Raw genomic sequence first — 15,141 nt, forward strand, 5'->3', positions numbered from 1 at the left:
GCTGATGTTGAAGGTGCTGTTGGTCAGCCCGGTCGCCACTGCAGTGTTCGTGGCGATCTGTTCACCCGAGTCGGTGAAGACGCCGTTGTTGTTGTAGTCGATCCAGGCGTTTAGATAAGCGGCGGCTCCGGTGTTGTTGCTGGCGACGACAGGGATCGTGGCCGGTGCGCCGGCAGTCAGCGAAGGCAGTGTGACTCCGTCTTCATCATCCACACCATTCAGGTCGTCACCCGTGGCTGTGGCGTCGGTGGTGGCGGCGTATTCAGTGTCAACGAGCGCACCAAGGCGCAGATTCGTGCTCGCAGTGTTGGAAACGCTCGGTGCACCGCTGAAGTCGCCGAAGTCAGTGAGCGGAGCGAGGATGACGACTGCATGGTCTTCGACTTCACCGATGCCGACGCCCCCAGTGGAGCCCGGGGTTTGCACATTGGTGAGACGGAAACGCGTTCCGATGAGCGAGGCGGCGGTCACGGCATTGGCCGGCACGGTGAAGTTGAGATTGACCGTGCCTCCGCTGGTTCCAGTGATGATGTTGACATTGGTGGCGATCTGTTCGCCCGCATCCGTGACGATGCCGTTGTTGTTGTAGTCGATCCAGGCGTTCAGGTACGCCGTGGAGCCCGTCAGGTTCGTCACGGTGACCGGCAGTGTCATGGGCTGGCCTGCAGTCATGGAAGGGAAGCTCACGCCGTCTTCGTCATCGCTGCCGGTGGTGTCATCGCCCTGCGCGCTGGCGTTTTTGGTGGCGCTGCCTTCAAGGTCCTGCAGTGCGCCCAGCTTGAGGCTGGTGCTGCCCGTGCTGTAAGCATCCGCGAAGAGCGAGAAGTCACCATAGTCCGTTGTCGGCGCGACGATCGTTGCGACGTTGTCTTCCACTTCGCCGTTGCCGCTGGCTCCGGTCGGGCCGGGTGTCGAGGTGGAAGTCAGGCGCACACGCACGCCTGCGCTGCCCAGCACGGCACTGGCCGGCGCGGTGAAGGAAACGGTGCGGTTGGAGTTTGAGACGCCGGTGGCGATGAGGGTGTTGTTGGCGATCTGCTCGCCCGGATCGGAAAGAGATCCATTTTGATTGAAGTCGATCCACGCATTGAGGTAGGCCGTGGCGCCGCTGGTGTTCGTCACGTTGACCGTGATCGATCCGGCTCCGCCCTGGGTGAGGCTGGCTGGCAGCGTCACACCATCTTCATCATCGCTGCCGGTGGTGTCATCACCGGTGGCGGTGCTGTTGGTGGTGGTGGCGGCTTCCACATCGGTAAGGGCTCCGAGGCGCAGCGTGGAGTTCATGCGGCTGCTGGCGCTGCTGAACAGGCTGTAGTCACTGTAATCAGAATCAGGCGCTGGAGTGACGGTGTAGGCGAGCGCGCCGCTGCAACCGTTCGCATCTGTGGCGGTGACTGTGAAAGTAGCGGACGTGGTGCTCGTGGGTGTTCCAGACAGAACGCCCGCAGTGCTGAGCGTCAGGCCTGCGGGCAGAGTGCCGCTGCTCACCGCATAGGTATAAGGAGTGGTGCCGCCGGATGCGGTGATGGTTTGTGTATAGGCGGTGTTGATCGTGCCATTCGTCAGTGTGGACGGCGTAAGCGCGATCACCGGGCAGATGCGCATCGTGTAGGCGCGGGTGCCGCTGCATGCGAGCTGGATGGCGGGCGAGACCTTGGCCGAGTTCACCAGGCTGGTGCGGCTGGCATCCACCCGCATTTCCATATGGTCGTCATACACAGTTTGTCCGTTTCGGACGATGTAAATGCGGAACCGGCCCGTCCCTGAATTGCCTGCCGCTGCGGCATCGGCATTGGTAGCGGTGACAGGCAGGCCTGCATTGAAGCTGGTGAGATTCCAGTCTGCTGGGACGGTGGGATCATTCGCCCCGGCTGCCGTGTAGGTGAAGCTGACCTGACTCCAGTCGATGGGGGTGCTGGAGCCGTCTTTCGGCAGCACGTAGTCGCGGATGTTGAAGGTGTCGCCGGGGTTGAGATCGAGATTGTAGGTGGAGAAGGTGAGCTGGGGAACCGTGGCGGGCCCGGTGCCTGCCTTGACTGTGAACGAGTAGGCTCCTGCCGCCGAGGGCGTGCCGGCGAGCGCGCCGGTGCTGGCATTCAGAGACAATCCCGTCGGCAATGTGCCACTGGCCACCGACCATGTGTAGCTGGCCGATGGCGTGGCGCTCAAGGCGGCGGTGTAAGCAACCCCTTGGGCTCCGGCATTGAGTGAAACAGGCGAGATGGCAATGGCCGCACAGCCTGGTGCCAGAGTGTAAGTGCTTGTCGCCGCGCAGCCGTTTGCATCGACCACTCGGACGGTGAAGGTGGCTGAGGCGGTGCTTGTGGGCGTGCCACTGATGACGCCGGCGCTGCTCAGGCTCAAGCCTGCCGGGAGAGTGCCGCTGCTCAACGTGAAGGTGTAAGCCGAAGCTCCTCCCGTTGCCGTGATGGTTTGAGAGTAGGCGCTTCCCACGGTGGGTGCCGTCAGCGTCGCAGGACTCAGCGCGATCACCGGGCAGATTTTCAGCGTGACCGCCTGTGAGCCCTGGCAGCCATTCGCATCCGAGGCACGCACGGTGAAGGAAGCGCCGGAACCGTTGCCGGCCGTGGGTGTGCCGCTGATGACGCCGGTGCTCGCATTGAGCGTGAGACCGGCAGGCAGTGTGCCGCTGGTCACCGTCCATGAGCCATAAGGAGATGCGCCACCGCTGGCGGAAAGTGTCTGGGAGAAAGCGGTGCCGACCGTGCCTGTGGTGAGAGTGGTCGGCGTGATGGAGATCGTCGGGCAGGTCATCACCACCGCATACGTCTTGGTTCCCACGCAGCCGTTCGCATCCGTGGCCTTGAGGGTGAAGTTGAAGGTGCCGGCGAAGTTCGGCGTGCCGCTGAGGACACCCGTGCTGGCATTCAGTGTGACACCCGAAGGCAGTGTGCCTGAATTGAGCGCATAGGTGTAAGGCGCTGTCCCGCCGGAGGCCGTGAGGGTCTGTGAATACGCGAGGCTGAGAGTGCCGTTGGCCAGCGATGCCGGACTCAAGGCAACTGCCGGACAGGTGGGGGTGATCAGATAGTCTTCGACCTCACCATTCGGCGCGATGCCAAAGGCTCCCGGAGACACCGCCGTGGTCAAACGTACACGCAGGCCGATCTGCGCCAGCACCGCCGTGCCTGGCACGGTGCCGGTGACATTGACGCTTTGCTGCGAAGCGCTGGAATTGACCGACACGGAGCTGAGTGTTTCGGACGGATCCAGGAAGTCGCCGTCGTTGTTCCAGTCGATGAAGGCATAGACACTGGCGCTGCTTCCGGTGTTGTTGAACACGGAGACGGGGATGGTGAAGCTTTGACCGCGGGAGAATGCAGGCAGTGACGCGATGGCGTCTTCATCATCGGTGCCACTGAGGTCGTCACCCGTGGACGTGGCATCAGGCTGACCGTCTGATTCGATGTCGAGTGTGGCACCGAGACGCAGGTTGGAGTTGCGATAATGGGAAGGCCCGCTGTCGTTGTTGGCCGTCTGGTAGTTGGCTGTGCCGGTGCCGATGCCGGTGTCGGGAAGATCACCCCAGTCACGGTTCCCGGCGATGACGAAGGTGAACTGCTTGGTGGCGGTGGCGGTGGCTGCCACGGTGGGAATGAACTGTACATCATCGATGGCCATGCCGTCCAGGCCGTACGCAAACACCATGCTGGAGGTCTGCGGCACGAAGGGCATGTCAAACGTGGCCCAGTTGTCATAGTTCGCGGCGTTCGCTGCGGGGAAGTTCACACTCGCCGGGCCGAACAGGCTGGCGGCGGAGGCGTTGTATCCGGCGATCCACAGCGCATTGCTGTAAAACGGTGGCTGTGCTTCCGTGGTGCTCGGATTGGCAAACGCGCCGCGCATCGCATAGCGCACCCGCAGCGTGTAGGGACGGCCCACGGTGAAACCGCTGACCGTCTGCGAGGCCCAGCTGTCCACAAACGGGGAGGCGAGGTACTGCAGGCCTGCAGGAGTTTGACCCAGCAGCGAGTTGTTGGTATTGCTGTCGTTGACGCCGTAGATCTGCGCCGCCGTGGTGGTGCCGGAGAGGGCGCTGTTGCCAAGCGTCCAGCCGGTCACGCTGGTGCGTGGCGTGAACGTGATGGCGCTCCACGCATCCGTTTCCACGGAACCATTCGTCACGGTGACACTGGCCGGGGTGACGAGGGCATCATCCACCGCGAACGTGACGACGTAGGTGCCTGGGGAGGTCGGTGTGCCGGAGAGCACACCCGTGCTGCTGTTGATCGTAAGACCCGTTGGCAGCGCACCCGTGCTGACACGCCAGTTTTGATAGGGACTGCTGCCGCCGGTGGCCGCCAGCGTGGTGGAGGTGTAGGCCGTGCCTTCCGTGCCATTCGGCAGCGAAGCGGTCGTGATGCTCATGGCCGTCGTCACGCTGAGCTGGATCGTGGTGAAGCCTTGGCAGCCGCGGGCGTCGGTGGCGCGCACAGTGATGGCGTTCGTGCCCGTGGTGGAGGTGGTGCCCGAGATGACACCGGCGGTGCTGAGGCTCAGGCCTGAAGGCAGCGTGCCCTGGGTGATCGCATACGAGTAAGGAGCGATGCCACCGGAGGCGCTCAAACTGGTGCTGTAGGCCACGCCCGAACTGACTGCAGGAACTGTCAGGGGGCTGATGCCGATGGCGGGGCAGGGGCGCAGACCAAAGTCGAGGGTGTATTCATCACTGCCGAGATTGGAGGTGCCGGGCTCGGTGGCCGTGGCAAGCGTGAACGGCATGCTGTAAACCGCAGCACCCACACCTGCGACGACTGCATCTGCGCTGCTGACGAACGAGCCGGCGGTTTGCACGCCGTTGTTGTCATTGTCGATGCCGTTGTCGAGGAGCACCGAAGTGGAACTGGCCAGCGGGAAGTCGAGGTTGAGGCTGTAGGTGGTCGTGCCGGTGCCGTACTTGCTGGAGAACACCGCTTTGTTCGGCGGTGTGATCTTGAGGTAGTAGACCCCTGTGGCCAGCGAGGTGAACTGATAAGCACCGGTCCAGTCCGTGACTGCCGTCAGCGTGGAGAAACCAGAGGCGATGGTGCCGAAGCTGCCCGCCGCCAGCATGCCGCCGGCGCTGAGCACAGAGGCACTGCCGTTGGTCACGGCCTGGTCATCACCCGAGTTCACGCGTCCGTCCGCACCGGCGCTCCAGATTTCCACCGGCACATTCGGAATGCCGCGTTCATTGGAATCTTTGAGCCCGTTGTTGTTCTCATCGAGGAAGACCAGATTGCCCACGCTCATGCCGCCCGAACCGACGCTGATGGTGTAGCTCTGCGTCGCGAAGCAGCCGTTCGCATCCGTGGCTTTGGCAGTGAAGACGTAGGCGCCGCTGGCGCTGGTCACCGTGCCGCTGAGGACACCTGCGCTGCTCAGGGTGAGGCCACCTGGAAGCGCGCCCGTGGAGACTGTCCAGATGTAGGGAGCGGTGCCGTTGGTGGAGCTCAGAGTTTGATTGTAGCTGGCATACTGCGTCGTCGCTGGCAAAGACGCCGGACTGATGCTGAGCGTGGGGCAGGCGGCCGTGACGATGTAATCTTCCACTTCACCATTGGCGGTGGTTCCTGTGGACGTCAGCGTGGCGGCGGTGGCAAGACGGAAGCGCGCGCCAAAGGTGCCGAGCGCCGCCGTGCCGGGCGTGGTGCCGGTGATGTTGACGGTCTGCTGGCTTGCAGAAGTGCTCACCGCCATGGCGGTAAGAGTTTCACCCGCGTCCGCAAAATCGCCGTCATTGTTCCAGTCAATGAAGCCGAAGATGCGTGCGGTACTGCCGCTGTTGTTGAAGACTGAGACAGGAATGGTGTAGGCCTGTCCGCGATTGAACACCGGCATGCTGGTGATGCCGTCTTCATCTGCACCATCACCCGTGGCCGTGGTGTTTGGCTGGCCGTCGCCTTCCACATCCACCGTGGCACCGAGGCGCAGCGTGGTGGAGGTGGCGGTATGGGAGGGGCCGCTGTCGCTGTTGAGTGTCTGATAATTGCCCGTGCCGGTGCCTGCGCCGGTGTCTGGCAGATCGCCGAAGTCGAGCGAGTAGGCGTTCACGGTGACGGCGTAGTCTTCCACTTCGCCGCGCAGGGAGGAGCTGCCGCTGAAGGTGGGAACGGTGGCGCCTTCCGTGGCGATGATGCGCAGGTATTTGACGCCGCCGGTCGTGCCCACAGGCGGGCTGAGCGTGGCCGTGATGGTGTTGGTGCCGGTGACGAGGCTGGACGTGCTGAGCGTCACACTTTCATTCGTGTCGAGCACATCGTTGTCGCCGTTCCAGTCTGCAAACACGGCGATCTTGCCTGCCGTGATCGGGCTGGTGAGCGTGACCGGAATGGACAGCGTCCCGCTGCTTCCAGTCAGCAGCGTCGGCATGGTGAGTTCTTCGTCATCGGTGCCGGTGGTGTCATCCGCCGTGGCGCTGCCGGAGGTGGGATTGCTGGTTTCTACGTCGGTGGCATTGGTGCCGATCTTGATCAATGTGCTGGCGACGCGGGATGCGGAGGCAAAGCTCGGGTAGTCACCGAAGTCCACGGTGGAGGCGTTGACTGTGATGAGGTGGTCTTCCACTTCACCCGTGCCGACGACGCCATTGGAGGCCGGGATCGTGCTGCTGGCGAGGCGGACGCGCAGTCCGAGGTTGGCTCCGATCACGGCGGTGCTGGGCACCGTGAAGTTGAAACTGAAAGCTCCGTTGCTGGTGCCGTTCGGCACGCTGATCTCAGCGCCGAGTTCTTCATCAGCGGTCAGGTTCCCGTCGTTGTTCCAGTCGATCCATGCCTTCAGGAAACCTGCGGAGCCGAAGGAGTTGGTGGCGTTGATGCTCAGCGTGGCGGGGACATTCTGCGTCAGCGTGGGCAGTGTGGGCACGCCGTCATCGTCCGCTCCGTCACCCGTCGCGGTGCTGTTGGGCTGGCCGTTGCCTTCGGCATCCACCGTGGCGCCGAGGCGCAGATTGCTGTTGGCCGTATGCGCCGGTCCATTGTCGTTGGAGAGAGTCTGGTAGTTGCCTGCGGAAGTGCCGATGATGGTGTCGGGTAGATCGCCATAATCCAGCGTCGGGGCGGTGACGTTGATCGCGTAATCTTCGACTTCACCCTTCAAGGCGGAGGTGCCGCTGAACACCGGCGCGGTAGTGCCTTCGATCACGACGATGCGGAGATACTTGGTGCCGACCGTGGTGCCTGCTGGAGGACTGAATGTGGCGGTGACGGTGTTGCTGCCGCCGATGAGGCCCGTGCTGGTGAGGGTGACGGTTTCATTCGCGTCCAGGGTGTCGCCGTCATCATTCCAGTCCGCCCAGACCCCGATGCGTCCCAGCGCGACACTGCCGCTGAGAGTCGCTGGGATGTTCACGTTCAGGTCACCCCCGGAAACCACGGATGGAATCACCAGATCTTCGTCATCGGTCCCGGTGGTGTCGTCCGCATTCGCCGTGCCAGTGGTCGGATTGACGGGCTCCGCATCAGTCGCAGCAGTGCCGATCTTGATTTCAGTGCTCGCGATTTGGGAGGCGGCGGCAAAGGCGGGATAATCGCCAAAATCCGTCACGGGCAGATTCGTGGTGATCGACAGAGCACGGGTGCCGGCGCAGCTGTTGGCGTCCGTGGAGCGAACCGTGAAGCTCGCGGTGCCGGTGGCGGTGGGGGTGCCGCTGATGACGCCAGCACTGGAGAGAGTGAGCCCGGCTGGCAATGCACCGCTGGCGATGGTGTAGGCATACGCGGAGGTTCCGCCGGTGGAGGCGAGTGTCTGACTGTAAGGCGCACCCTGGATCGCAGCCGGCAGCGTGCTCGTGCTCACGGTGACGACGGGGCAGATCTGCAGCGTGAGGTTCTTTGAGCCCTGGCAGCCATTGGCGTCGTTCACCCGCACTGTGAGGGTGGTCGCGGGTGAGGCGGAGGCCGTCGGCGTGCCACTGATGACACCCGTGCCGGCGTTGAGCGTCAAGCCAGCCGGAAGCGTGCCGCTGGTGATCGTCCAGGTGCCATAGGGGGAGACGCCGCCGCTGGCGTTCAGCGTCTGTGAATAGCTCGTGCCCACGTTGCCCTGAGCCAGGGAGGACTGTGTGATGCTCACCGCCGGGCACACCGGGGTGACAGTGTAGCTGAGCGTTCCCGCGCAGCCCGTGGCATCCGTCGCCTTCACGGTGAAGGTGGCAGCGGCTGTGCTGCCAGGGGTGCCGCTGAGCACGCCTGCGGAACTCAGCGCCGCCCAGGCTGGCAGCGCTCCGTTCGACACAGTGTAAGTGTAAGGAGATACGCCACCACTGGCCGTGAAGGTTTGCGTGTAGGCGGTGCCAACAGTCGGCACCGGCAGCGTTGCCGGTGAAACGGTCACCGCCGGACAGACGCTGACGACGTAGTCTTCCACTTCGCCATTGCCAGCATTGCCAGTGGATCCGGGGGTGCTGACGGAGGTCAGACGCACACGGATTCCGACGTTGCCGAGGACGGCGGTCGCAGGGGTGGTGAAGGTGATGTTGCGGCTTGTGCCATTGGTGCCGTTGATAATGAGGGTGTTGTTGGCGACCTGCTCGCCGGCGTCGGTCAAGATGCCGTTGTCGTTGAAATCCACCCACGCATTGAGGAAGGCCGTGGCACCGCTGGTATTGGTGACAGTGACGGTCAGCGTGGTCGACGTTCCCTGATAAATGGCCGCAGGCACCACCACGCCATCTTCGTCATCCAGACCTGCGAGGTCGTCACCCGTGGCGCTGGCATTGGTGTTGGCGGAGTACTCCGAGTCTGTCAGGGTCCCGAGGAACAAGCTGGCTGCCACATTGCTGCCAGCGGAGCCAAAGGAGGCGTTGTCGCCATAATCCACCGCAGTCAGCAATCCGAAGTCGATGGTGTCTTCCACACTGTCACCGCCCGTGCCGAGATTGCCCGGCTCCGCACCCTGCGTCAGGGTCACGATCGGACTGTAAACGACTGTGCCCCTTCCACCGGGTTGCGAGCCATTGTTGTCTCCATTGACTCCGTTGTCACCGGCGGCGGTGCTGCTGACCACCGAGTAAAGCGTCGGCGGGGTCACCGTGACAAAGTATTTTCCGGCGGTCAGTCCGACAAAGCTGTAGGCACCCGTGCCATCCGTGGTGGCGGTGGCTGCCAGCGCGTCTGCTGCAGTGCTTGATCCCCCGATCGCGTTGTCTGTCCCGGGAGTCCAAAGCTGCACAGTGACTCCCCCGATGCCGCTTTCGCCATTGTCCTGCAGTCCGTTGTTGTTGACGTCGTTCCAGACCAGATCGCCGATGCTCAATGTCTTGGAGATGCCCAGGGTGGCATTGACAATGCCAGAGGTGCCGACGGTCACAGTGAGTTTGCCATCGACCGTGCCGTCACTGCCCGCACCGGAGCCGAGGAACTCACCTGCATTGAGCCAGCCGGTGGGAAGGTCTGCCGCCGGGGCGGTGGAGCCCAGGCTGCCGTAGGAAGTGCTCAGGACCACTTTGTAGGTGGTGTTGGCCGTGGCGCCGCCGAGGATGAACGTACCGTCGCTCTTGACGGGGAAGGAGTCCACGAGGTTGCCCGAGGCATCCACCAGCATGGCGTAAAGCTGGCCGCTGGCATTGGTGCCCGTGCCGGTGATGATGCCGTCTGCAAGACCGTTGGGATCATAGTACACGATGCCTTTGACACCCAGGGAAGTCACTGAAGAGGAGATGCCTTCAGACAAGTCCGTGTAGGAGGCGGTGGGCAGCGGCCCCACTTTCACAGCATTCGGAGAGGAGGTGTCATATCGGTCGATGCGGTAGATGTTGGTGCCCGTCGCTCCGAGGGCATACAAGCGGGAGACACCACCCACGCCGGCGATCTGCACGGAGCTGTTGCTGGAGTAGGGGATCTGCGAATCAACACTCGCCGTGGTGGCTGCCGGACCCGAGGCATTCATGCCGTCGTCGATGAACTGATTGAACAGCGTGTTGGCATTGCTGATCACTGTGGAGGTCACCAGCAGGCCGTCCTGCGGACGAATGACGAAGTCACCCCCATTGAAGGTCTGGGAAAGGTGGAAGAAGTTGGTGTAGTCGTTGAAGGCGGGTGTGTTCAGCCCCAGGCCCGTCGAGTTCAAATGCCACACCGCCACGTTGTTGCTGAGCTGGCCGCCTGCATAGTATTCACCATTGTAAAAGGCCGCACGGGGGAAGGCACCCGCACTGGCAGAGCCTGAAACGGGGCTGCCCGTGTTGAAGGTGACGTTTGTCCGCGCCGAGCCTGTGACCAGCTGGGAGCTCCAAGTCTTGCTGACGTTGTCGTAGGCCGCCGTGTACAAATTGAAGTTGTAGCCATTGGAGCCGGTGGACGTGGCTGCCCAGTAGAACCGGCGGTTGAGCCAGTCGAGCGCCAGGCCGTTGATCATCGCATCCGAGGAACTGGTGTTGAAGCCTGAGGATGCTGTGTTGAGGTCCAGGATCCCCGGAGTGACGGACACCGTCGGCGTGGAGGAGTTGGGGTTGTAAACCGAGATCTCATCCAGGTAGAAGCGGCCGTTGACGTTGCGGATCGTGTAGAAGTAATCCCGGAAGTTCGAAGAGGGCGCCACGATGGACGTGGTGTAGTCTTCCACTTCGCCGTAGCCACTCGCGCCGGTGTATCCAGGGCTCGCGACCGAAGTCAGGCGGAAACGTGAGCCCACCGTGCCGACGGTCGCGGTGCTCGGCACATCAAAGTAGTACGTTTGGTAGTCCCCGGTGGTGCCATCATCCACCACGACATCGGAGATCACCTGCTCGCCCGCGTCAGTGACCACGCCATTGTTGTTGAAGTCCACCCATCCATTCAGGTAGGCCGGCGCACCGGTGTTGTTGTTGAGTTTGACGGTCACCGCCACCCCCGCCTGCCCCTGCACAAGAATGGCCTGCAAGGTCACGCCGTCTTCGTCATTGAAGTTGGTGATGTCATCACCGGTGGCCGCCAGATTGGTGACCGCAGTGATTTCCGTGTCCTCCAGATCGCCGATGGTCAGGTCGTTGGAGTTGTAGCTGCTGGCATCTGCAAAGCGTGAGAAGTCACCGTGATCGGACGCGGGCTGGACGGTGATGGTGTAATCCTCCACCTCACCTGTACCCGAAATTCCGGTGGCTCCGGGCGTGGCGATGGAGCTTAATCTGAAACGCGCCCCGATGGCTCCGGTCGCTGCCGCACTGGGCACGGTGATGGTGTAGCTGCGGTTGCTGCCGCTTGTGCCGGTCGTGACCACATCATTGACGATGATCTGCTCACCCGCGTCCGTGAGGAGGCCGTTGTTGTTGAAGTCGATCCAACCATGGAGGAAGGCGTCCGCCCCGCTGGTGTTCGTGACGTTGACGGTCACGCTCACACCGGACTGTCCCTGAATGACGGTGGCTGGCAGCGTCACACCGTCTTCGTCATCGCTGCCGTTGGCGTCATCGCCGGTGGCTGCTGCATTGCCGAGGCTGGAGTTTTCACCGTCCACCAGTGCGCCCATCCTGATCGCGGTCGAAGTGGTGCTGCCGGCGATGCCAAAGGAAGAATCGTCGCCGAAGTCCGATGGCGGCAGGATGTTGACCACATAGTCTTCCACCTCCCCGTTGCCACTGGCTCCAGTGGCACCCGGGCTGCTGGTGGAGGTCAGTCGCACTCGCACACCCGAAGTGCCCACGCTGGCACCGGCCGGAACCGTGAAGGTGAAGGACCGGTTGGAGTTCGATGTGCCGGTCGTGATGAGGGTGTTCGTGGCAATCTGTTCGCCGGAATCGGTGAGCACGCCGTTGTTGTTGTAGTCGATCCAGGCGTTCAGATAAGCCGTCGCACCTGTGGTGTTGGTGAGGTTGACGCTCAAGCTGCCGGAAGTTCCCTGCACGATGAAGGCAGGCAGGGTCACGCCGTCTTCGTCATCATTACCGGAGAGATCGTCGCCCGTGGCGGTTGCGTCAGTGGTCGCGGCAGACTCCGCATCAAACAGCGCACCGAGTTTGAGGTTCGCGTTGTAGTTGCTGCTCACGCTGCCAAAGCTGGCGTAGTCGCCGAAGTCCGTTGCTGCAGGAGTGAGCGAGTAGCTGCGTGTGGCCTGGCAGCCGTTGGCGTCCGTCGCGCTCACGGTGAAGGATGCTGCAGTTGCGCTGGTGGGCGTGCCTGAGATGATCCCGGTGCTGGAGTTCAGCGTCAGGCCTGAGGGCAGGCTGCCCGTGGCGATCGCATACGTGATGGCCGCAGCACTGCCAGAAGCCGAGACGGTCTGGTTGTAGACAGCGCCGAGGCCGGGAGTGGGAAGCGTGGCGGGGCTGATCGAGATCGCCGGGCAGACTTGAATGTTGTAAGCTAGGGAGCCCTGGCAGCCTCTCGTATCCGTGGCGCGGATCGTGACGCTGGTCCCCGCAGCGTTGCTCGTCGTCGGTGTGCCGCTGAGAACACCTGCGGTGCTGAGTGTGAGACCTGTCGGAAGTGTGCCGGACGTCACGGCATAACTGTAAGGCGAGGTGCCGCCCGAGGCGGTGATTGTCTGGCTGAAGGCGCTGCCCACATAGGCATCAGTAAGACCATTGGCCGCAGGGCTGAGGCTCACCGTCGGACAAACGGGTGTGACCGTGTAGGCCTGCGAGCCTGTGCAGGAGTTGGCACCCGTGGCGGTGACGGTGAAAGTGGCGGCGGCCGCGCTCGTAGGCGTCCCGGACAGGACCCCTGCGGTGCTCAGCGCAAGTCCCACAGGCAGAGTTCCAGAAGTCACCGCATACGTAAATGTGGTGCTGGAGCCAGATGCAGTGATGCTTTGCGAAAAGTTGGTGCCCACCGTCGGTACGTTCAGCGTGGTCGGGCTCAAGGTGACCGCAGGGCAGGCCAGCGTCATGACGTAATCCTCGACCTCACCGTTGCCTTTCAAACCCGTGGAGGTGGGCGAGCTGGTGGAGGTCAGGCGCACACGCACCCCTGCAGTGCCGATGGAGGCCGTGGCAGGCACGGTGAAGTTCACCGTTTTGTTCGAGTTCGAGGTGCCCGTGACGATCAGGGTGTTGGTGGCAATCTGTTCACCAGAATCGGTGAGCACTCCGTTGCGGTTGTAGTCGATCCAGGCGTTGAGATACACCGTGGAGCCGCTGGTGTTGGTGACGTTGATGGTGAGACTGCCGGAGGTGCCCGTCACTATGCTTGCGGGCACGGTCACGCCGTCTTCGTCATCGCTGCCCGTGGTGTCATCACCCGTGGCGGTGGCGTTTGCGGTGATGGCCGTTTCGCTGTCCGTCGTGGCGCCGATTTTGATGCTGCTGACCGTGGTGCTGCTGGCGCTGGTGAAAACGGAGTAGTCACTGAAGTCGGTCGCCGCTGTGGCTGCCGTCGCTGCCGCAAGCCAAACGCAGCACATTGAAACGAGGAGACGTGTCGCTTTCAGGCGACACGTCAGACCAAAGAATCGTGATGCGTTTTCCCTCATGGGGTGGCTTTAGAGCAGGGACGGGCGTGTCATGCGGCGGGCGCGGCGAGTCAGATGGGCGGCTGCCGCAGCGAGCAGCAGGAATGCCGAACCGGGCTCTGGCACCACGGCTGTTTGCAGGCTGAACGCCCCAGGGGTCGTGGAATACGTTCCGGGTCCCTGCACGTTATTGGCACCGCCAATGATGGTGGTGTTCGCATCGGTCAGCTGCCAGGTGTAAGTATTGCCGTCCAATGGATCTGGAATGACCCAGTCATCGGCCAGATCTCCCACGGGTGAGCCGTCGGTCACCAGCGCCCACTCGCTGCCAGGCACAATCGATTTGGAATTGTAGGCCCAGAGATAAACCGTGTCCCCCAAGGTGAAGAAATCGGCAGGACTGGCATCGGGTGAATTCGATGAGCTATCCGGGTTGAAGTCGAAGCCTCCTAAAAAATACTGCCCGACCGGAATCGGCTCTGGATTCCAGCCGTTCGCATCCGGATCATACGCACGATCAAGCACATGCCAGTTGGCCTGCCATTGATCAACGTTCTGATACGTGGGGGTGAAACCACCGGTAAAAGTCCCAACCTCAAACGAATAAGTGGCATCCAGAGCGTTGCCGGCACTGTCGAACAGATTGTCGTTGAAGTTGCTGTTCCAGTAGACCGTGCTGGCCTGGGCACCGTGGGTCCACGCCAGCGCCACGGCGAGGCAGAGGAGTCTGGGTAGTGAAGAGGTCTTTTTCATCGGGGGGTTTTGGCTGTTGGCTGCGGGCAAAATCGGAGGAACGGGTGCGTCAGGAGGCTTCCGGGCAGGGATGTAACTGAGATTTAAGTCCTTACATATCACACATATTATAATTATAATAACAGCAATGCCAGCAAACAAGTCTGAATTCGAATTTATTTGGAAATATTGACTGTTCGGGTCTGCCGGTAGTCATGCCCGGCTTTGGGAAGGGGGCGGCAGCCCACCCGTTTGTGCGATCCAGCCAATGCTCACTGGGTTGCATGCCGCCACCGGCCCTGTCCAGCGCGCGCGGGCCTGTTGTGCCCTTATATGCAGAATCTCATGGCGCTGGCCGGTGTCGCGGCTAATGGAACCGATGAAGTTGGAACAAGGCCAGATTTGGAAGCAGGGAGAGAATTACATCCGCATTGTGGAATGGGCGCGTCTGTCCATCGAGTACAAGGTGATGAAAGACCCCATCTCCAAGCTGGGAACGCTGCACAAAGTCACGAAGAAGGAATTCTGCCGCCTCCTCAAAGGAGCCGTGCTGCTCAACCCGGAAGGTCTCTCTGCCGCAGTGCCGGCTGAGGTCGACGAGGAAGAATTCTCCGCCGAGCTTGAAATGGTCATCAGCCAGAGCATTGCCGCTGACCTCCGCTGCATCCTCGATGGAGCCAATGACGGTGATAGCGATTCGGTGCTGGAAGCTCACGCCCGCCTCAAGGACGCTGTCAGCACCACCGATCTCCCACTGCTGCTGGATGCGCTGAAGTCGCCTGACAATAATTTCTGGTCCCGGGAGCTCATCGGCGAACTGGTGGCAAAAACGGGTGGTTCAGACTGTCTGGCAGATCTGCTCGAAGCTCTTGCAGCAGGTGTTGCCGAAGGCCATGACAACGATGGCCTGCAGAGCAGCCTCATCATGCTGGCCGAGGGCGAGCCGGAAAAATGCCGCCGGAAGCTGACCGAACTGATGGCCAGCCCAAATTTTAAAAATCAAGAAGCCGCCACGTGGCTCCTGACCTTCATTTCGTAAGC

General features: G+C 62.1%; 3 protein-coding genes. 1 reads left to right on the forward strand and 2 read right to left on the reverse strand.

Going from position 1 to position 15,141, the window contains the following annotated elements:
- Together ACIREA_RS03020 and ACIREA_RS03025 are read right to left on the reverse strand one after the other, a co-directional pair.
- Window positions 1–13,320 (reverse strand): GEVED domain-containing protein (locus ACIREA_RS03020; protein WP_397380412.1); only part of this gene is annotated, 13,320 nt, incomplete at its 3' end.
- A 78-nt stretch (window positions 13,321–13,398) separates the two neighbouring features.
- Window positions 13,399–14,121 (reverse strand): PEP-CTERM sorting domain-containing protein, encoded by a 723-nt coding sequence (locus ACIREA_RS03025; protein ID WP_397380414.1) that lies wholly within the window; start codon window positions 14,119–14,121, stop codon window positions 13,399–13,401.
- A gap of 358 nt (window positions 14,122–14,479) precedes the next feature.
- Between ACIREA_RS03025 and ACIREA_RS03030 the strand changes: the two genes are divergently transcribed.
- The gene (locus ACIREA_RS03030; protein WP_397380416.1) at window positions 14,480–15,139 is read left to right on the forward strand and encodes a hypothetical protein; all 660 of its coding nucleotides are present in this window, start codon (window positions 14,480–14,482) and stop codon (window positions 15,137–15,139) included.
- Window positions 15,140–15,141 lie beyond the last annotated feature (2 nt).

Source organism: Prosthecobacter sp., from assembly GCF_044373815.1.
In the GTDB taxonomy this organism is placed as follows: Bacteria; Verrucomicrobiota; Verrucomicrobiia; order Verrucomicrobiales; family Verrucomicrobiaceae; genus Prosthecobacter.